This window comes from Paenibacillus sp. 1_12 (assembly GCF_900114475.1).
In the GTDB taxonomy this organism is placed as follows: Bacteria; Bacillota; Bacilli; order Paenibacillales; family NBRC-103111; genus Paenibacillus_S.
On the sequence record NZ_FOTE01000006.1, the window covers coordinates 1 to 19,381 of the forward strand.

At 41.1% G+C, this 19,381-nt stretch carries 21 protein-coding genes, 1 pseudogene and 1 riboswitch; of the genes and pseudogenes, 6 read left to right on the forward strand and 16 right to left on the reverse strand.

The window, feature by feature from the left end:
* The 8 genes and pseudogenes from BM210_RS14605 to BM210_RS14640 form a co-directional block, all read right to left on the reverse strand.
* Nucleotides 1-265, reverse strand: a 265-nt coding sequence (locus BM210_RS14605) for a helix-turn-helix domain-containing protein (RefSeq protein ID WP_177237826.1), incomplete at its 3' end; no start/stop codon positions are given.
* 274 nt (nt 266-539) lie between these two features.
* Nucleotides 540-624: pseudogene (locus tag BM210_RS36270) on the reverse strand (glycerophosphodiester phosphodiesterase); the annotation flags it as partial.
* Between the two features lie 42 nt (nt 625-666).
* A complete protein-coding gene (locus BM210_RS14615) occupies nt 667-930 on the reverse strand; it encodes a hypothetical protein (protein WP_091169445.1) in 264 nt (87 codons plus the stop codon).
* 135 nt (nt 931-1,065) lie between these two features.
* Nucleotides 1,066-1,515 carry an NUDIX hydrolase gene (locus tag BM210_RS14620; RefSeq protein ID WP_091169448.1) on the reverse strand — a complete coding sequence of 150 codons (450 nt, stop codon included), beginning with the start codon at nt 1,513-1,515 and terminating at the stop codon, nt 1,066-1,068.
* 408 nt (nt 1,516-1,923) lie between these two features.
* Entirely contained in the window at nt 1,924-3,213 is a 1,290-nt protein-coding gene (locus tag BM210_RS14625) for an amidohydrolase (RefSeq protein WP_091169451.1), read from the reverse strand.
* 242 nt (nt 3,214-3,455) lie between these two features.
* Nucleotides 3,456-4,001 (reverse strand): shikimate kinase, encoded by a 546-nt coding sequence (locus tag BM210_RS14630; protein ID WP_256223618.1) that lies wholly within the window; start codon nt 3,999-4,001, stop codon nt 3,456-3,458.
* A gap of 149 nt (nt 4,002-4,150) precedes the next feature.
* On the reverse strand, nt 4,151-4,582 hold the full coding sequence (locus BM210_RS14635; RefSeq protein ID WP_091169453.1) for a hypothetical protein: 432 nt from the start codon (nt 4,580-4,582) through the stop codon (nt 4,151-4,153).
* 560 nt (nt 4,583-5,142) lie between these two features.
* Nucleotides 5,143-5,619, reverse strand: coding sequence for a GNAT family N-acetyltransferase (locus tag BM210_RS14640; protein WP_091169455.1), 477 nt, complete (start codon nt 5,617-5,619; stop codon nt 5,143-5,145).
* A gap of 195 nt (nt 5,620-5,814) precedes the next feature.
* Here BM210_RS14640 and glsA point away from each other — a divergent pair, with 195 nt between their 5' ends.
* Entirely contained in the window at nt 5,815-6,759 is a 945-nt protein-coding gene (gene glsA / locus BM210_RS14645; RefSeq protein WP_091169457.1) for a glutaminase A, read from the forward strand.
* Nucleotides 6,760-6,863: 104 nt separating this feature from the next.
* On the opposite strand, the gene BM210_RS14650 is transcribed toward glsA, so the two are convergent.
* Together BM210_RS14650 and BM210_RS14655 are read right to left on the reverse strand one after the other, a co-directional pair.
* Nucleotides 6,864-7,820 (reverse strand): stalk domain-containing protein, encoded by a 957-nt coding sequence (locus BM210_RS14650; RefSeq protein ID WP_177237827.1) that lies wholly within the window; start codon nt 7,818-7,820, stop codon nt 6,864-6,866.
* Nucleotides 7,821-7,874: 54 nt separating this feature from the next.
* Complete coding sequence (locus tag BM210_RS14655; protein WP_091169463.1) at nt 7,875-8,915, reverse strand: serine hydrolase domain-containing protein; 1,041 nt, start codon at nt 8,913-8,915, stop codon at nt 7,875-7,877.
* Between the two features lie 409 nt (nt 8,916-9,324).
* Here BM210_RS14655 and BM210_RS35360 point away from each other — a divergent pair, with 409 nt between their 5' ends.
* Complete coding sequence (locus BM210_RS35360; RefSeq protein WP_218184931.1) at nt 9,325-9,435, forward strand: sporulation protein YjcZ; 111 nt, start codon at nt 9,325-9,327, stop codon at nt 9,433-9,435.
* Nucleotides 9,436-10,159: 724 nt separating this feature from the next.
* On the opposite strand, the gene BM210_RS14660 is transcribed toward BM210_RS35360, so the two are convergent.
* Nucleotides 10,160-10,348, reverse strand: coding sequence for an aspartyl-phosphate phosphatase Spo0E family protein (locus tag BM210_RS14660; RefSeq protein ID WP_177237828.1), 189 nt, complete (start codon nt 10,346-10,348; stop codon nt 10,160-10,162).
* Nucleotides 10,349-10,380: 32 nt separating this feature from the next.
* A riboswitch (cyclic di-GMP riboswitch) is annotated at nt 10,381-10,467 on the reverse strand.
* A 304-nt stretch (nt 10,468-10,771) separates the two neighbouring features.
* Between BM210_RS14660 and BM210_RS34315 the strand changes: the two genes are divergently transcribed.
* Nucleotides 10,772-11,053: a hypothetical protein gene (locus BM210_RS34315; protein ID WP_143101051.1), complete on the forward strand. Its 282-nt coding sequence runs from the start codon at nt 10,772-10,774 to the stop codon at nt 11,051-11,053.
* Between the two features lie 1,025 nt (nt 11,054-12,078).
* Nucleotides 12,079-13,734 (forward strand): S-layer homology domain-containing protein, encoded by a 1,656-nt coding sequence (locus BM210_RS14680; protein ID WP_091169467.1) that lies wholly within the window; start codon nt 12,079-12,081, stop codon nt 13,732-13,734.
* Between the two features lie 105 nt (nt 13,735-13,839).
* Here the strand turns inward: BM210_RS14680 and BM210_RS14685 are convergent, their stop codons facing one another.
* The 3 genes from BM210_RS14685 to BM210_RS14695 all read right to left on the reverse strand — a co-directional run bounded on the left by BM210_RS14685 (nt 13,840) and on the right by BM210_RS14695 (nt 16,036).
* Nucleotides 13,840-14,364 carry a DinB family protein gene (locus tag BM210_RS14685; protein WP_091169468.1) on the reverse strand — a complete coding sequence of 175 codons (525 nt, stop codon included), beginning with the start codon at nt 14,362-14,364 and terminating at the stop codon, nt 13,840-13,842.
* A gap of 49 nt (nt 14,365-14,413) precedes the next feature.
* Complete coding sequence (locus BM210_RS14690) at nt 14,414-15,280, reverse strand: aldo/keto reductase (protein ID WP_091169471.1); 867 nt, start codon at nt 15,278-15,280, stop codon at nt 14,414-14,416.
* Nucleotides 15,281-15,445: 165 nt separating this feature from the next.
* On the reverse strand, nt 15,446-16,036 hold the full coding sequence (locus tag BM210_RS14695; protein WP_091169472.1) for a TVP38/TMEM64 family protein: 591 nt from the start codon (nt 16,034-16,036) through the stop codon (nt 15,446-15,448).
* A gap of 132 nt (nt 16,037-16,168) precedes the next feature.
* Here BM210_RS14695 and BM210_RS14700 point away from each other — a divergent pair, with 132 nt between their 5' ends.
* Both BM210_RS14700 and BM210_RS14705 read left to right on the forward strand, forming a co-directional pair.
* The gene (locus tag BM210_RS14700; RefSeq protein WP_091169474.1) at nt 16,169-16,810 is read left to right on the forward strand and encodes a futalosine hydrolase; all 642 of its coding nucleotides are present in this window, start codon (nt 16,169-16,171) and stop codon (nt 16,808-16,810) included.
* Complete coding sequence (locus BM210_RS14705) at nt 16,807-17,661, forward strand: 1,4-dihydroxy-6-naphtoate synthase (RefSeq protein WP_091169476.1); 855 nt, start codon at nt 16,807-16,809, stop codon at nt 17,659-17,661. Before BM210_RS14700 ends, BM210_RS14705 begins: the two co-directional genes overlap by 4 nt.
* Nucleotides 17,662-17,776: 115 nt before the next feature.
* On the opposite strand, the gene BM210_RS14710 is transcribed toward BM210_RS14705, so the two are convergent.
* Nucleotides 17,777-18,709 carry a manganese-dependent inorganic pyrophosphatase gene (locus tag BM210_RS14710; RefSeq protein WP_091169478.1) on the reverse strand — a complete coding sequence of 311 codons (933 nt, stop codon included), beginning with the start codon at nt 18,707-18,709 and terminating at the stop codon, nt 17,777-17,779.
* 83 nt (nt 18,710-18,792) lie between these two features.
* Nucleotides 18,793-19,359, reverse strand: coding sequence for a beta-class carbonic anhydrase (locus BM210_RS14715; protein ID WP_091169481.1), 567 nt, complete (start codon nt 19,357-19,359; stop codon nt 18,793-18,795).
* Nucleotides 19,360-19,381: the final 22 nt, after the last annotated feature.

Consider the following 19,381-nt stretch of genomic DNA (forward strand, 5'->3'; position numbering starts at 1 on the left):
AAGACAAATTAAACCGAGCAGCGGTCTCATTGATGGATGCCCCAAATTCGTTCATGTAATTGAGTACATCTATTTTAAATTGAATCTCGTGATTTGTATACGTTGATGTAATTCCTTCCTCTCCATGTTTTTGATAACGTAATACCCATCTTTTTAGTGGCGCAGTGCTCATATTACGTTCTTCAGCAATTGTCTTATATGACGCTTTACCTTCTAGATAAGCCAGGACAGCTTCTAATTTCTCTTCAGTTGAGTATTTAGCCAAAAAAACTACACCTCCAATTGTTAGACTGTGTCTAACAATTGGGGTGCAGTTCATATTCAAGCTCCTCAAGTATCGTGTCCCATAGTTTACCTTTTTCCCATTTTATCATAAAGGTACTACAAAAAGATCATTAGAATGCTTTAATATTTCTACTCACATTGATATAACGGCGCGATTTTATCGATTCGATTCGTCCAAACTTCCCCGCTGTAATGTGCAGCAAGACGTTTTACATCATCTGTAGTATCCAATCCGCTTTGAAAATTCATTATCATCCCGCGTGAAAGGCAGCTTCCATTGATGAAAGGGTATTCTCCAAAAAAGAATTGCTCAGGCTCATGGATACGTTCGGCTGTACATCCTTGATAAACCAGTCGTGATAATATGGAATTCATTCGCGTCTAACTTATTTGATGAGATCCGTGAGTGATCTTTCCTTTCTTGTCTTCTACGAATTCAGTACCACTCTCAAAATTACTTTTTCTCTCCCAGTTAACCTCATACTCTCCATTTCTATGATGAACTGAAGTAATTGTTATTTCACCACACAGACTATTTTTTTCATGAGCTTCTTTTACTGTAGATATTGCCTTCTCTTCAGTAATTACAGTTTGCTGACATCCACTCATCATCAATAATATTAAAATAAGCATAACTCTTACCACTTTTAACCTCCTATCAGCCCACCTTTAATTACTACATAATTCCATTATAGTATTTTATTACGCTTCCCGTATGTTACACTCTCGTTTCCCCATGTTAGTTCAGCGAATAGACTTGTAGCATTAATGCTATGTTTTTCACTGTTCGTTTTCAATAAGTTGCCCCGACAATATTCCTGCTCTCCTGATTACTTCTATACGTTCCTCTCTTCCTTCTATTTTCTTTATAATGTCGATTGCTGTTCTAAAATTCATAATCACATATCCTGTTGTCTCAAAACCGCTCGGAATTTCCACAAATTCCTTCACCTTGGCTAAATAATATAGCCTATACGCGTCGAACTCCTTCCAATACCAACTTGCAAAAAGAGTTTTTTCTTCTGACAATACTAAACCTGCTTCTTCCATAACTTCTCTGTTGAGACCATCAAAAATCGATTCGTCTTTTGCTAATCGTCCTCCGATAGTTGTTAATACTTTTTCTTCCCTATCCCAGACCATTACCAAGTTTCCATTATCTAAGACAGGAACACAGTGCACTCCGCCAATAATTGTATTAGCTGGCAGCTCAGTAATAAATTCTAGCACTCCACTTTCCTCCTAAGTGATAAGTTTAAATACCTGATAATAAGCCTATTCTTCGCAAATAGCCTTTCCCCTCTTTTTACCACATTTGTTGTTATACTTCCCGGTAGTTGAGCGAAACGCGAAAACATATCATTATGTTAATCTGTCGGGAATGTAATAATGTTCGAACCATTAGGCCATCGCTACCAGGTACACTATCGTTACCGGTTGAAATAATTAATATCGCCGTACCGCCATGGGAGATCAATAAATGCATACTTGCTCGTTATAAAAATATAAACCCACATCCTTTGGACGTAGGTCTCAGTTATGAAATTCGTCCAGAACGAATATAGACCTGTGGTGGGATCAATAATTCCCGTACGTCCGCCAGTCACTTCATCTTTTCTCTGGAGGTTATTTATATTCTTAAATTCCCTCAACGATCCGTTTCGCGCGATCAACAACTTGTTTTAACAGTTCATCTTCATCAATCGTTATTAATTTACGGTTTTTCATAAGCACTTTACCATCAACTATCGTTGTATCAACATCGGACCCATTGACACCATATGCAAGAAGCGATTCCACATTATGGATAGGCTGCAAATGCGGTTTGTTCATATCTACGAGTATTATATCCGCTTTCTTCCCAATTTCTAGTGTTCCTACTTCATTATCTATGTTTAACAACTTAGCACTTCCTTTTGTCGCCATACGTAAAATTTGTCTGGCAGGAAGCACTGTCGGGCTGCCATAATCTAATTTCTGCAACCAAGTAGCTGCCTTGATCTCCTCAAACATATCGATAGTTGTGGCACTTCCTGCTCCGTCCGTCCCCAGACCAACCGTGATGCCCTGATTAATCATTTCAAAAACAGGTGTTATTCCACAACCTAACTTTAAGTTACTTACTGGGTTATGTGATACTCCACCACGCATCCCTTTCAATAGTCTAATATCGCGTCGGTTCAAATGCACACTATGTGCTAAGAGCACATGGGATCTTTCAAAGAGACCTTCATTGTACAAATACTCCGTAGGCGTCTGATTATATTGTTCTTGAATTTTTATTACTTCCTCCTTGGTTTCGGCTAAATGAATATGTATTGGAAGCTTAAGCTCTTCAGCCATATTAATAATTTTCCTTAATGCTTTTGGAGGACAAGTATACGGTGCGTGGGGGCCCAACATTGTTGAAATTCTACCATCAGCTTTTCCATTCCAACGTTCAACCAGTTCCAGTGCTTCTGTTATCCTTTTACCTCCATCGTCCTCAAGAAAAACCAATCCTCTCGTTAATGAAGCACGCATACCAACTTCTTGTACGGCTGAAGCAATTTCGTTCATTTGGATATACATGTCGGCAAAGGCTGTTGTTCCTGATTTGATCATTTCTGCCATCGATAGCTTCGCACCCCAGTATATATCTTCAGGAGTCATTTTTGCCTCAGCAGGCAGCATTTTTTTCTCTAGCCAATCCATTAATTTTAGATCATCTGAAAAACCTTTTAACAAGCTCATAGGGGTATGCTGATGTGCATTAATCAAGCCAGGCATCGCAATCATTCCTTGACCCTCAATAACTTGGTCTACCTCATCCGTAATTTGGGTTCCGATGTTTTTGATCTTGTTTCCTTCAACGAGAATATCGCCAGTAATGGGTTCATCCTCATCCACCATCGTAAGTATGATGACATTCTTAATTAATGTTTTCATTAGAAAATCCTCCTAATATCATTGATAATTTGAAGGATAAACTATGACGTAAAGTGAATGTCAAGGATCTTTCATGGTTGATAGGTTTTTCTTAGAACTTACTGTCTGAAATAGTCCGATCGAAAAACCCAATCTTTACAATACCCTACCTCAAGACAACTTCGGCATAAATATCAGAGACATTTAGGACAACGGCGTACTGAGTCAATATTTTTATGTGTAGAGCAAATCATAAAGTTGTATTAACTTGAAGAGATCTGATCGCAAGGACTTTCTTGTATTTTCTCTATCATTTCACTAACACAATGTTCTATATCCTTATTTGAGCAATCAAGAGTTATGTCACTATACTTAATGTATAGAGGAAATCTTTCCTCATAAACGTCCTTAAGACTATTCCCTTTCTTTATTACAATGCCTCTGGTTGTTATATTTATTAGTCTCTTTTTAATTTCTTCAAAGGGTACATGCAAATAAATAATCTGTCCACTCTGTTTAAGCACATTCATAGCTTTTTCTGAATATATAACACTTCCACCTGTAGATATAACGCAATTTTTTAGCTGCAATTCAGACACAACTTTTTCTTCGACTTCCATAAACTCTTCGATACCATCATTATCAATTATATCTTGTAACAACCTACCTTCATGTTGTTGTATAACAATATCTGTATCCACGTAATCCATTCCTAAAGCTTTTGCAAGCAACACACCTAAAGTGCTTTTACCGGCACCAGACATACCTATAAGAACTATATTCATATTCTTCCTATTGACTTTAAACATGTTCAGCCCCTTTCTTGTTCCTTCTTAACTATAAGTAATTAAAAAAGAATTCTACATTTACCAATAAAACCCTCTCGTGTGTTGAGTTATTCTGCTATATAGCAAACTCCTCAACTATCGTTCTCCGTCAATTCAACGCCTACATCGTTTTACAATGAAAAAAGTTCACTTGGATACAAATGTTTGGTCAGCTTGTCTAACTCTGGGGAGGGGAACCAGTCATTCATTACGGGCTCGCCATATTTTATAGTATGTATCACTGATTTTGAAGACAAATAGATGTTATGATGAACTAATGGACCGAATGTGGTGCTTTCTCCTTCCCTTAATAAACGCAGCTTGAATTCACCCTCCTTTTTCTCTGCGTACACAATCCATCCTGATTGAACAACATAAAACTCTGATACCGACTTATGATAATGACTATTTTGCCAAGCTCCACTCTCTGAGGCTACTGTTCGACAGTACGAGCTTCCGTCTGCAGAGCAATTTAATCTGAATCTACTTTCCCCATTATCCATAAGGTCATATTTAGTTTCAATACCAAGAGAACGTGCCTCTTCTTCAGAGATTTTTTGCATTAGTGCACCTCCAAATTATACGTGTAATCTATTACTATAATTTACAGTTTCATAACATATTTTAAAATGGTTTTTTGTAATGTTGACATGTAATTATATTAGCACTTTGTTACGTAGCTGCCCTTTTGCGTACCAAAAAGGCTGACAGCATTGCCGACTTTAGGAAGTAATGTACTATTCGTTATCAATAGTGAAGTACTACATTGGCTTAGATTAATTTATTGAAGTAGAGAATTCTTCTTACGAGATCTTTACTTTTGTTATGTGACCTTTCAATAAATCTCGAAGGGATGTAGCCCCATGACGACAATAGACCTTCCACTTCTCGAGACAATTTCTCTTCGCTGTAAGGTCCAAGAATTAATCTCCCTTCTTCAGCAACATAATTATTAAATAAGGTGTTCAAAGAAACACTTCTTCTTATTCTGTGGAACGTAGCTTAAATAAAAACAGGTCTTAATAAAAACAAGGAGCAACTGTCGCGAAATACTGTAAGGACAGTACCTACATTTTTAAATTTAGGTGTTTGTAGAACAAACGTTACCCTTTTAATTCTGCAGCTATATTTTCTTCATCAAACGTTTTTTGAACCCTCTCTGGTCGGTTGAATAACCCATTGCTTCGTAAAATTGATGTGAAGGCTCACGTTTGCTTTCGGATACAAGAATGACATAATTACATTGGTTCTTTTGACCAAAATTTTCAAGTGCTTGCATCAGCAATCTGCCTACTCCTTGAAATTGATATTGAGGTAAAACGACTACATTTTCTATCAGCATAAAGGGATTACAATCCCCCACCAAGTCGTAACAAATAATCCCCATTGATGTACCAATAACTTTTTGTCCTTTACAGGCTACTGCAACGTAATAATTAGGGTTATTAAGTATTATTTCAATCTGTTGTTTCATTGCTGTCAAATTTGACTCTTTATCAATAAAATCAACGAACAAGTCAGACAGTCCGGCTACATCAGTAATTTCAACATTTCTAATCGTAATCTGTTCAATAGTAACCACCTCCAGTGATAAAATCATATTACCATATAATGGATCAATAGAAATATAGCCCTGCTCCGGTGTCGTTTTACCAAAACCTTGGAATAGCTAGCGGCAACGAAACACCTTGGTTCCCTCCAGCTATTTTATATTTCCTCTTTTTTTGTTTTAATGAAAGGATGACGCCAGTTTTTGTCGAAAAGGATATGAACAGAATTTAAGGAGGAACTGAGCATGACTTCCGTTTGGGAACAATTAGAGAAACAGGTACCGATATGGCTCGAAGAAAGCCGCAAACAGACCTGCTCAGGGAACGTAGCTACCTATATACCCGAGTTGGCTAATGCCCCACGTGAAGCACTTGGCTTCACTATTTTTGATGATAAAACACGAATCATCACGGCCGGGGACTACGAAATGCGGTTCACCCTGCAGAGCATTTCCAAAGTTTTTACACTGCTGCTGGCATTAATGGACCAAGGAGAAAATGGCGTGTTCTCCAAAGTCGGTATGGAGCCTACTGGCGACAATTTCAATTCGATGCTGAAGCTGGAACTGGTTGACCCAGGCATTCCTTTTAATCCTTTAATTAACGCAGGAGCTATTACGGTGTCCTCTCTGATTGCAGGAATTACTCCTGCCGAGAAAACGAACCGCATCCTGTCTTTTTTCCATGAATTGACCGGAGACCCAACACTGACCTTTAATGAAGCTGTTTATCGTTCAGAAACGAATACGGCACATCGCAATCGTTCCCTTGCCTACTTCCTTAAAGCTAACCGTGTTCTTGGAGATGAGATTGATGTTGAAGAGGTGCTGGAGGTTTACTTCAAGCATTGCTCCATTGAAGTTTCCTGCTCCCATCTGGCCAGAATGGCACTCGTATTAGCCTTCGACGGTACCGATCCGACAACTGGACGGATGCTGATTCCCCGCCGTTACGTGCAAATTGCCAAAACGTTCATGCTTACATGTGGGATGTACAACGAGTCCGGTGCTTTTGCAATCCGCTCAGGATTACCAGCGAAAAGTGGTGTGTCCGGTGGCATTCTTGCGTTAGTGCCTGGCCAGTACGGCATTGGTGTTGTTGGCCCTGCCTTGAACGCCAAAGGCAACAGTACCGCTGGAGTTCATCTACTAGAAACCCTCTCAACCGCATTTGATTGGAGCATGTTTTAATGATTGACCACACCGAATATCAGCCAACAAAACAAAAACGGCAAGCCTCGAAAAAGAGGCAAACCGTTTTTGTTTTTTGACTAAACACCAAAGAAATATGGCTATTAATTTTTAAGCTTAAATGAGGTTTTGATTTTGTTTATTTGATTCGACATGGAAGAATATTGTGCCTTTAACTTTTCATCGTGTGGATCATATTCAACATCTCCTGGAGGACTTAGTGTGAACACGTTATCCCCATCTTCTCCTATTTTATAAATTTGACCAATCTCGATAGCTGTTGGACCGTTTTTTATCCATTCCTCCTTTGTCCATATGGAGATTGTAAAAATAACTCCCCCGTACCCATCTTTATTTGTCTTGTCAATAAAATGATAGTTGTCTGTCCCCGAATCTTCATTGACGATATTCACTACCTCATAATTCCCCTCCCAAGTTTTGGGGAGCTTAAGAGTGAAATTGTGTTTATTGTTTTCATAAACGATGCTTGGTGCTTCACTAACAATTTGATTGTTTACAACACCGATATGAAGGTTGACCGCTGAGTATGCTCTAAAATCACCTGAACCCTCTGATACAAATGTTTGGGCATCGACTCCAAACTCATTTCCGTTTATGGCAATATCGCCAATTTTTTCACTTTTATCATTATAAAAAGATAAACTTGCTCCAATCATATTCTTCGTGTTTCCTACACCTTCCATTTTCAATTGACCAGTAACTTTTGTGTTAATACCCACTTTTGTTAATATTAAATTACCAACCAATATACCTTTGTAATCTGGATCTGTTATGTCTAGATTTCTATTTTTGACAAAAATCTTTTGTGATTCTGTATCATAGTCGATGGTTGCCCCCAAATTTTCAGCTATAAAACGAATGGGTACATACGCATGCCCATCTACATTCAGGACCTTGTAATCATTGTTTAATCCAATATTACTTCCATTCATTTCAAAGCTTACTGGAAATAACAATGCTTGGATAGAACCCGAAGCGAATGCAACTGATGAACAGGCTATAGCTAAACCAAAACTTAATCCTAATATAAATTTTTTCAACACGACACCTCTTTTCATTGTTTATATTAGGCAATCATTTTACAACCGTCTTGTCTACACTGTTATATGATTTCTCGCCGAAAAAACAGCTAAATTGCTAAACTCTTGTAAAAAATCGTTGTGGTCGCGCTCGTTGTCTGCGTAATTTCCTTTTTCTTGATTTGACATACGTACCACTACTAAATTTAATTCTGGAACAACTAAAACCAAAGGACCATATGACCCCACTATTTCATATGAATGTTGTGGTACAATCCTACCCATCGAGCATTGCAATGATTCGCCATCCTTAACGAACCACAGGCAGCCGTTTCGAGGAAGCCCCTTTGGTAATTCAATTGGCGATTGCACGGTAACGGCGTTCTTAATAACCGTTTCAGGAACAATGGATTTTCCGTTGATGTTACCTAATTTCAAATGAAGATATCCCCAATAAGCTAGTTCCCTTGCCGAAACAAATAAATTCCCTTGACTCCCATCCAAGCTAGAACGAACACGAACATAAGCGCTGTCCCCACTAATAACAGGCACGAGCTGTTCTGAAACAGCACTTCTATAAGCAGTTTCTGTCCATCCTAATGGTTCGAATATTTTTTCATGCAGTACATTCATATAAGGTTTTCCTAAAGCATTACTGACCACTGTTTGCAGCAATCTTATGCCCACACTGTTATAATCCCAATCCATCCCGGGTTTAAAGATTCTCGTTATTTGACCATCTTTTTCTGATAACCCATGAGTGTAAGTTAATAAATTTCTAATAGTGACGCCTTCTAAAGCAGCTTCTTCACCATCACTAACCTGTAAATATCTCAATACATCATCGTCAAGAGAATTGATTTTTCCCTGGTAGAACGCCCACGAAGTTGCAAGTCCTAGGTAACTTTTACGAACAGAGGCAACGTTAAATTGCGAATCCGCCCCAGTTTTTACTGTTGTCTCGTCAAAGGAATGAGTACCACTGTAGATTTCAGCCACGATATGGTCATTTTGAATAGCAAAAAGCGCGCATGCTGAGGCACCATTCAATTTACTAATTTGCTCAACATAAGACATCAGATTGTCAAAGCTAGAATTTATCTTTCTCTTAAGCATCAAATAGACACCCCTTTAGACAAATTGAAAATTACCAATTTTCTCTAGAGTATACCATTTACTGATCGTTAGTTGAGTGAGATTCGGAAAAAATATCATTATGTTAATCTGCAGGAATGTATTGGTGGCCGTCGGTCATGCGCGTCAGTCTTGTGGTGTAATTATTGATCTTTTTCCATGAACGGTCCTATCGATGGGAAGAAAATACTTTTGAAGCAGATTATTCATCCATTTGACATATGTCGTCTCATCCTACATCACGTCGAAAGTCGGGTCCGGGTACATTCCGTCGAAACCCCACAAGCAGGTAGGCCCTAAAACACCGCAATCACCCATTTTAGCATCCGTCCAATCCGGCAGTTACTAACGTTCATATTATACCTCATATGAAACGGAAGGAGGGGTTACAATGGGTCTCGGAGTTGGTGGAAGTTGTGGCGGTTTTGGTTTGGGAACTACTACAGGCGTTATCCTTGTTCTGTTCATTTTGCTAGTTATTATAAGCCGCACATTCATCTAAATAGCTCCTCCGCCAAAGTGGATCACGCAATAAAATTTCAACTGAATATTCCAAAAGCCCTCGTAGTAAAGAGGGCTTTTTATTTACTCTAACGCTCGGGAACGTAGACGGATTACCACATCAATTTGGTGAAGTGTCTGGAATTGGTGGAAGTTGTGGCGGTTATGGTTTGGGAACTACTACAGGTACGATTCTTGTTCTGTTCATTTTGCTGGTTATCATTTCCGGAGCATTTCTCTACTCAAACAATTGTTAGACCACCTCCCGTTTGATTCAGGAGGTGGTTTATATAGGCCGTCTAGTGACTCTGTGAGCTGATCCCATTGCCAATCATGTTCAAATTCTAACTTCGTAGCCATGCTGTCCTCTGCCTCCTCAATTTTGGAATCCTTCTGACTTTAATTTTTCACCTCCTGAATATTTAGGCAAAAAAAATGCTCCGATTATGGTGCTTATCCAATTCCTCGTTGCATTCGTCTTCTTATGGGAATGATCTATCCTGATCGACCGAAGATAAAGAATTCTCACAAGCCTGCGGCGCTTTCTTATCGTTCAAAAAGGCTATTTCTTTCCAAATAACCCAAAATAACCGCTGCATCGATCCGACAGCTTATATTGGACTTTCTCGACAAATGTTTTCTTCTTAATCACGGCCTGTCTCTCCATTTATTTAAGGATACAAAAAAAGAGCTGCATTGCTACAGCTCTTCCCTAATTTATGCATTTAATTTTGAGACTTAATAAATTTATTCAATTTTCGATCAAGCATTTCACTAAGTTGGATCAAGATAGGGTCGTGTAAACTTTCAGATTGTTCGTACACATTGATCATGCACTTTTTTAAAGCCTCAATCTCCGCAATGAGCAAAAACAATCTTACTTTTTGAAGCTGTCGACTTTTAGTAAGCATCATACACATTCCTCCTTTGATTGTGAAAAGAGTATTTCGGTAACTGGCTGGCATAGTCTTATTGACTTTAGCCCCTGATAGTTTTGCGTCCCCATTTTTCAATGGCTTTGCCTTTTCGATGTTGCGTATGCAATTTAATTATATAACAAATATCGCTAATTTTTATAGAATAAAAGAACTATTTTATCGACAATATCTGCATGTATTTCTAACAATTTTCGTCATTTTTTTCACTCTGCTTCCTATTAGTGATATCTCAGTACCTCTTCAACGCGTACTTAATTGTAAAAGCGTGAACTTGTTTCACGGTAATCTCCCTTTGATGATTATCCTTTACACGGTGCCCATTTTCATGCAGGCAAGTATCATGCCTCATCAGAAGCGCATAGGCTATAATTATCAAAGACAGAAAGTGGTGAAAATTTAATGGCTTACAACCCTTACTTATACGCTTATGGTCAAAATCCATCCTATATCTACCCATATCCTTATCCATATTACCACCCGTATTACCATCCTTATCATGGTGGCTACGGCGGTCATTATGGGCATTATGGTCACGTTGGTGGTCACTATGGTCACGGTGGCGGGCACTATGGGCATGGTGGCGGGCACGGAGGTGGGCATGGTGGTGGACACGGTGCCGGACACGGTGGTGGGCACGGAAGATCCGGAAGTTATGACCTGCAGCACTCCAACTCAAAATAATTATTGTCTTTAATAAGGAGGAAGGGCTTCAAGCTCTTCTTCCTTATTCGTGTTTTTCCGCTAAACCACCGGTTCGACCGCACTTATTAGACCTAGCCGGGAGTTGTGTAGAGTATCATTCCCTAAACACCGTCCTTTCCCCAAATCTATGATCCAGATAACCTCGGAACTGATTCCCACAAAATTGGACACTTATCAGCCCTCACGTTCGTTTCATTAATTCATAAAATAATAAGCAATGAGAGGGCGGTGATGGAAATGGACGAAATCTTTTATGCTTGTAGAAACTGTCTTAATCGACGAGTTCGTGTTTATATGAGATCTGGGGAGATATTTGAAGGAACAGTAGTTAATGTTGATCCCGACTATTTATATCTGGACGGATCCTCTGCCTCGATTTCAAGTAAAAAAGTAAAAGTTAAAGGTTTTTTTAATCCTCTTATCACTACTCTTGTATTATTCGATCTATTAGCGATTGCCTTAATATGAATTGGAATGTATGATCTCGTCCCTCGCGCCGCACACCAAGCTGCAGCGAGGGTTTTTAATCATCAGTAATTTGAATTTAAATAAATATCAATACTACATATTGTTTTATGCATTTGGGCTTATCAAGAATGATGTAAGAAGCGGAAAAAATCAAGAATATGTTCATTGTGCTGCTCGGTATGCTATTTTTCCCGTTTTATGGTTCCCATATTCCGAATGGCTCACTTTGAAGTGGACCGACCTCTTTTTTGTCACGAACGAGGTTCGAATCCCCAAGACGTCTGCAACCCCACAAAGAATATGGTACAATATGTACTGACAAGAGCAAAAATCAAATTACTGGGGGCGAATACTTCTGGTTCTAGCAAGAAATGTGATTTATTATAACTTTCAGACAAAAATATCCTATAGAAATCCTAATAAATAAGGGTATAATTGCAATTATGTATTCTATACTAAAACTAATCTATAATAGTTGAATAGTTATATCTTAATAGACACAAAAATAGACACAAATTTTGGAGGTATAAAGACTTATGAACAAAAAGATTTCTTTAATCGCGGCAGTAACTTTAGCTTTATCTATTGTGAGTTCTACAGCAATGGCTGATACTTTGAAAACAACAACGGATTATAAGGATCTAACGAATGTAGATACATCTTTGAAGTCCAAGATCGATGCTCTTCTTGCTAAACAAATATTTGAAGGGGTATCGAGCGATAGCTTCGGTATCACGCAAAATATGACCAGAGCTCAATTCGCCAAGGTAGCTTCACTGATCTTCGACATTAAGGTAGATCCATCGATCCAGACTTCCAGTTTTTCTGATGTTCGCGCCAGCGATCCCGCCAATGGTTGGGCTATTCCTTACATCGAAGCCGCTAAAAAAGCGGGATTGATCGATGGAATGACCGACAGCACCTTCGCCCCTGGTGAAAATGTTACTGTTGGACAGTTAGATACGGTTCTTATAAAAGGTCTCGGTAAAAACGTCAATACGACATCGTCGCCATGGTATACGGATGCTGTCAGCCAAGCCACTTCATTAAATATACATCCCAATGGTAAAGACGGAAGCACATTAGCCTCACGTGCAGACCTAGTTGTTGCCGCATACGGTTCTTGGCAAGCCTTCACGACGGCAAAGCCGCAAGATCAGGAGCAAGGCCAAGCACAAGAGTCCAATGTAGCCATACTTTCCATCTTGGCGTCTGGTGAACGAGCCATCAACATTACACTGGATCGACCGGTCAACACGGACCTTGCGGTATGGACGCTTACTAAAGATGGTGCCACGCTTTCTAAGACCGTAACATGGTCTCTTGATAAAAAGTCTGCCACGTTAAATCTGCCATCTGATAGCACTCTTAACCCTGGATCCTACACGATAACTTTGGATGGTATCGGCCTTTCGGCCATTCGTACCGTATCCGGTACACTGACTATCGGTTCATCAACGACATCAGGTACGTTGAACTATGCGATTAATAGTTCATATGAATTAAGTAACGTAATTGACAGCGGACTTACAAGTGCTGCAACTGGTATATCCGGCTATACAACGAAAGCTGATGCCGAGAATCCATTGACCAGCAAATTTGCTAAAAAAGTCACAATGAATGTAACTAACTCATCAGGTGAACAAATAGCAGTACCCGGCATTATTCAGTCTATTACATCCTCCAATCCTTCCATAGTCAAGGCAGCTGTATCAACAGATCATCAAGGATATATTCTGGGTAACAAAGCTGGAACAGCTACTGTGAATGTGATTTACTCAACCCAGAACGGAGAGAACAAGACCGCTTCTATTACCGTGGTGGTCAAAACTGATACTGTGACAGCAGAAAAAATTGAAGCCAGAAAAACTTCATTTACTCAGAATGCTACGGTAACCAATGGAGTCTATTCCAGTTTGTTTAATGCTTATGAACAGATGGATTTAAAGATTACTGATAATTATGGTAATGAGTACGAGCAGGATGAGGCTCAAAGCTATAACTTTGCCTTAAACGCGTTTTTCAATACGGAGGGTGTTACCGGTAATCCAAGCAATGGAAATGTGGGTACCGTTACAGTCGACATGGCTGGAAATGTTCTAGTTACCGGAAATGTAAATCGTTTTACTTTGATTGCCAACCTGACTAATGGTAATAAAGCCTACGCGGACGTAGTAGTTCGCGGCAACTAAGTCATGTTTTCAAGTTGAATCCTCGCAAGCACAGAGAAGCCCTTGGCGCCAACAACGCCAAGGGCTTCTTTGTGCTTAGAGGAGGAGACCTTCTTTTCTTCCAGACTATCCTTGGCTTATTAAATATTTGTCCTTGATAACGCTCATATGATGAAGTTCATGACCGGCAAGGATGTAAGCCCAAGCCCTTGCAGAGGACTCACTGCCACTCACAATGCCTCTACGGGACCATGCTTCATCAGAAAGCCCTCGCAGCAAATTGAGCGTGGATCGACGTACCATCGTGTAATCTTCCAAGAGATCAGACAAAGGGCAAGTGTCAAAGGTGGCGCCGCTCATCAAGGTATCCTGATCATAAGCAGCTAGCGGCGTTTGGTCCCCTCTTGCAATTCGAAGCAGCCGATAGCTCATGATCCTTTCGTTATCCGTAATATGGCCCAGCACTTCTTTAAGTTTCCACTTTCCAGGTGCATATTGATAATTTGCCTGATCTTCCGTCAGGATTGATAATACATCAGTTGTATGCTTAAGAGATTGGGCTAAAATATTACGGATATCTCCTTCTGGTACCCATCTCACATACCTCTCAAAATATGCGTCATACTCATCTATAGAAGGCCGAATGGACATGATTGAATCCTCTCCTTTTGTTATCATAGCTTTTTCATACAATTAACGACTACACGATATCTAACGGAACTTTCCGCGTCGGCTTTGGAAAGGCCGTATCCAGCTTCCTTAAGTCCTCTTCCGTTAGTTGGATGCTCGCTGCTTTAGCGTTCTGTGTGACATGCACTTCGGAGGAGGCTTTAGGTATCGCTATCACGTTGCCGCTTCGAATACACCAAGCCAGAAGCAGCTGAAATGGATTAACCTGATGACGTTCAGCAATCTCTTTAACCGTTGGATGCCCAATCAAACCGTTTCTTAAGGAGCCTGCCTGCGCGAGTGGACAGTAGGCCATGATCGGCATGGCGTGTTCCTCCTGCCAAGGAAGCAGATCATATTCGATCCCCCTTGAGCCCAGATGATACAGCACCTGATTGGTCACACAATGAGTACCCTTGGTTAGACGCGTCAGCTCTTTCATATCTGCCGTATCCAGGTTGGACACCCCCCAGCGCAATATTTTGCCGGCTTCAACCAATTTCTCCATGCCTTCAATCGTTTCACTAAAAGGAACACTGCCCCTCCAATGCAGCAGATAAAGATCCAGACGATCCGTTTGCAATCGCCGTAAGCTGTTGTCACAGCTTTGAACGATAAGGTTCAAGCCTGCATGATGTGGATACACCTTGGATACGACAAATACACGATCCCTCATTCCTTTAATAGCTTCCCCTACAAGCAGCTCTGACTTTCCATCACCATACATTTCAGCTGTGTCGATCAGATTCATACCCTGCTCTACACCGCACTGCAAAGCTCGAATTTCCGTACTTTTATTTGACGGGTTATCCCCAATAAACCATGTGCCCTGCCCAATTCTCGGAATGATGGTTCCATCACCAAGAGTAACTCCAGCTAACTTATTGTTTGCAATCATTGTATAACCTCCGAATCATAGTATGGGTGCACAATTAGCTAGACTGCCATCGCAATTTCAAAAGATAAGCAAGAACCTCTGCTGCAGGATTGTTCTAGCCAGATGCGACCATTCAGCTCCGTTTCATGCAGCAAAGCTACGTCTTTATCACGGTATTGATAGTAATTATTTTGTATAATGCGACTCTAGCCTGCGTCCTGTATACCAAATCAACGCAAAGACGAGCAAGATCACAACCATTTTCCAAGGCTGCTTGAATAAATTCCCTATGTCATGTCCTGCCACAGATACGATCATAATCATTACGGCTTTCCCCATGGCTGTCGCTATCAGAAATACAAGCCTCGGCAGCTTTGATATCCCCGCAACAATATTCACGAAGGCTGAAGGAGTAAAGGGGAAGCAGGCCAAAACAAAAATCGGTGTAAACCCATGCTGCTCCAGCCATGCAATAAATGTGCCTGCTTTGGGATACTTCCGTTCAATAAAATTACGGAATCGAACTCCAAACCTGCGAAAAAATAAAAAGACACAAACCGCGCCACTAACAACACCGATCCATGACAATAAAGCACCTTCCCACAATCCGTAAGCATTCACATTGGCGATGATTATCGCAATTAGCGGCAGAACCGGAATTAAAGATTCTATGAAGGGTGCAAGAATCCCAGGCACTGGCCCCAAAGCTTCGTAACGATTTAAGTAATGTTCCACATCTTCCCAGGTTAACCCGGCTAGTTGGTCTATCCAGCTCATGTTGCCTTATCCCCTCTTCTATCTGGTCTCGACATTTTGCACAATGCTCTCTATAAAGTATACTAAAATAGTTGGACGGCCATTACAAGCACTTGATTTCAAGCAGCTATCAAAATTAGAGGTGATTTAAAAATGAACATACTTGTGATGACCGCAGTTGAAGTTGAAAGAGCTGCGGTATTGCGTGGACTTCATGATTGTTCTAGATTTCATGTTGGCATTGCTGGTGTGGGAGCCGCATCGGCAGCCGCTCGAACTGCAGCCTTATTAGCTGCTGCAAAATACGATCTGGTCATAAGTGCCGGTATTGCTGGCGGCTTTATAGGTGCAGCAGAGATAGGATCGCTCGTCTTGGCTGATGAGATCATCGCCGCAGATCTAGGCGCTGAATCTGTAGACGGATTTCTAAGTCTGGATGAGCTTGGATTTGGATCTTCTCACATACAAGTGGATAGAGAATGGCAGAACCGGATAGCTGAAGCACTTCAGGGCGCAGGGCTTACCGTTCGGACAGGCCCTATTCTTACGGTAACTACAGTGACAGGTTCAGCTGCAACCGCATCTGCGCTTGCTAAGCGTATTCCAGGAGCGGCTGCCGAAGCCATGGAGGGCTATGGTGTTGCTATTGCAGCTCAATATGGTGGAATTCCTTTTCTTGAGCTCCGCTCAATTTCCAATCCTGTTGGTCCACGGGACCGCAGCGCCTGGCGAATCCAGGATGCTTTACAAGCCTTAGAATCTGCCAGTAGTGTATTAATGGAGGTATTAAAATGAAAATTGCTTTTTCACCTTGTCCCAATGACACCTTTATATTCCACGCTTGGGTACACGGCCTTATACCAGGAGCTCCTGAGCTTGATGTGATGTACGCAGATATTGACATAACGAATGGGCTAGCGGCTCATGGTGGAGGTCCGGAGGTTATGAAAATCTCCTATGCGGCGCTACCGTGGGCATTATCCGAATATGCTTTACTCCCATGCGGTGGAGCACTAGGCAGAGGCTGCGGCCCGCTCGTTTTAAGCGCAGGCGGAGTGAACGTAATCAATGATCCTGCAGCTTTGAAAGGTCGTAAAGTTGCAGTACCGAGTGAACGTTCCACAGCCTACCTGCTGTTCCGCCTTTGGGCTGCCAAGCATGTACCTGGTGGTGTGGGTGAGATCGTGATCCTGCCCTTTCATGAGATAATGCCGGCAGTTCGGGATGGCTTGGTTGATGCCGGGCTTGTCATCCATGAGGCGAGGTTCACTTATCCATCTTACGGATTGAACCTGATGGTCGATCTAGGCAGCTGGTGGGAAGAAGATACAAGCTTACCTATCCCGCTTGGGGCGATCATAGCGCATCGATCATTGGATTTGGCTGCCATCAGTAAGTGGATTCGAGCTTCTGTGGCGTATGCTTGGGCACATCCGGAGGTATCCCGCGACTACATATTAAGCCATTCCCAAGAGCTTGCCCCAGAAGTAGCACAAGCCCACATTGATTTATATGTGAATGAATTCAGTGCAAATTTGGGTGATGATGGATATGGTGCCATTACCGCACTACTCAAGCGCGCTGCGGAAGTAGGTTTGGTGCCACAGATGGATTGGGACACTTTGCAATTATATAAAGATATCTAATTGCTCTCATTGGATCCCGCTTATGATATCAACGTTATCTATATGGACATAACAAAGGCTGCCAGCGATTATGCATGGCAGCCTTTGTTATGTATCTTCCTGTTTGATCAGGCGATTAATTATTGTTAAAAACCTCGGTCAATACAGGTACGATTTGCGATTTACGTGAAACAACACCTTTTAGAACGGCTTTATTATCGATCAACTTCACATTGTAGGCTTGCTCAACCGCTAGAGTGGAACCGCCTAATGCCAATGCTACGGAATCGTTGTTTAAAATATCAGTAACAACGAATACAAACAAGTCCAAGCCCTTATCAGCAATAATTGTGTTAAGAGCTGCTTCCAGCTCAGGCTGACGAACTAGAATATCGTTCGTATCCACCGCATTAACTTGTGCAATTTCCACCTTGCTGGAGCCCATTTGGAATTCCTTGGCATCGAGGGATATCAATTCAGCAATCGTTTTGCCGCTCAGATCTGCTCCTGCCTTCAACAGGTCCAAACCATAGCTTTCTAGATTGATACCAGCGATTTCCGCCAACTCACGTGCTGCAGCTACATCCTGCTCCGTGCAAGTTGGCGATTTCAACAGCAATGTATCAGAAATAATAGCAGATACCATAAGTCCGGCAATTTCCTTGCGAATTTGCACGTTGTGTTCTTTAAACATCTTATTCAATATTGTAGCTGTGCAGCCTACAGGCTCGGCACGATAGTACAAAGGATGACTCGTTTCAAAGTTAGCGATACGGTGATGATCGATAACCTCAAGTACACGAACCTTATCAATATCGTTGGCACTTTGCTGACGCTCATTATGATCGACTAGAATCACGGTCTCCGCTTCATTTGCTACGGTTTCAACCAAGCGCGGCTCTTTAACTTGAAAATGATCCAACGCGAATTGCGTTTCCCCACTGATCGTTCCTAACCGCACAGGTTCAACGTCAAAACCAAGATTTGTTTTTAAATCCGCATAAGCAATTGCCGAGCAAATCGTGTCTGTATCAGGGTTTTTGTGTCCGAAAATAAGTGTTTTTGCCATCATCTTACTCCTTAGTTAAATTAATTTTTCATTTAAGTATACCTTTATATACGTTTCATTCCAATAGTTTTACAGAGAATAGTTTAAACGTTCTTATATCCGTCAATAATCATCTCGAGTGCTCCGGTTTCGGCATCCATGATAAAACCGTGTACCGGAATTTGAGCTGGAATCAGTGGATGATTACGAATAATTTTGACGCTATGAGCGACACCTTCCTCCGGGCTGCTAAAACCTCTCAAAAAGCGTTCCATGCGTATTCCCGAGTTTTCCAATGTCGAGAGAACGGCGTCGGTAATTCCACCAGCACGAAATTTTTCGACCATCTTGTCAGTATCCAAATTGGTCATACCGCAATTGGTATGTCCGATGACTAAGACTTCCTGGGCTCCCATTTCATAAATAGCAATGAGAATACTGCGCATTGCACTTCCAAAGGGCTGCGTAAGGATTGCACCGGCATTTTTGATGATTTTGGCATCGCCATTACGAAGATTCAGGGCCTTAGGCAGTAATTCTACAAGACGCGTATCCATGCAGGTCAAAATCGCTATCTTTTTATCAGGATATTTGTCCGTCAAATACGCTTCATACTGCTTCTCTTCAACAAACTGCTTATTAAATTCCAAAAAGTTCGAAACTATCGTCATATGCTCTCTCTTCTCCTTCAAT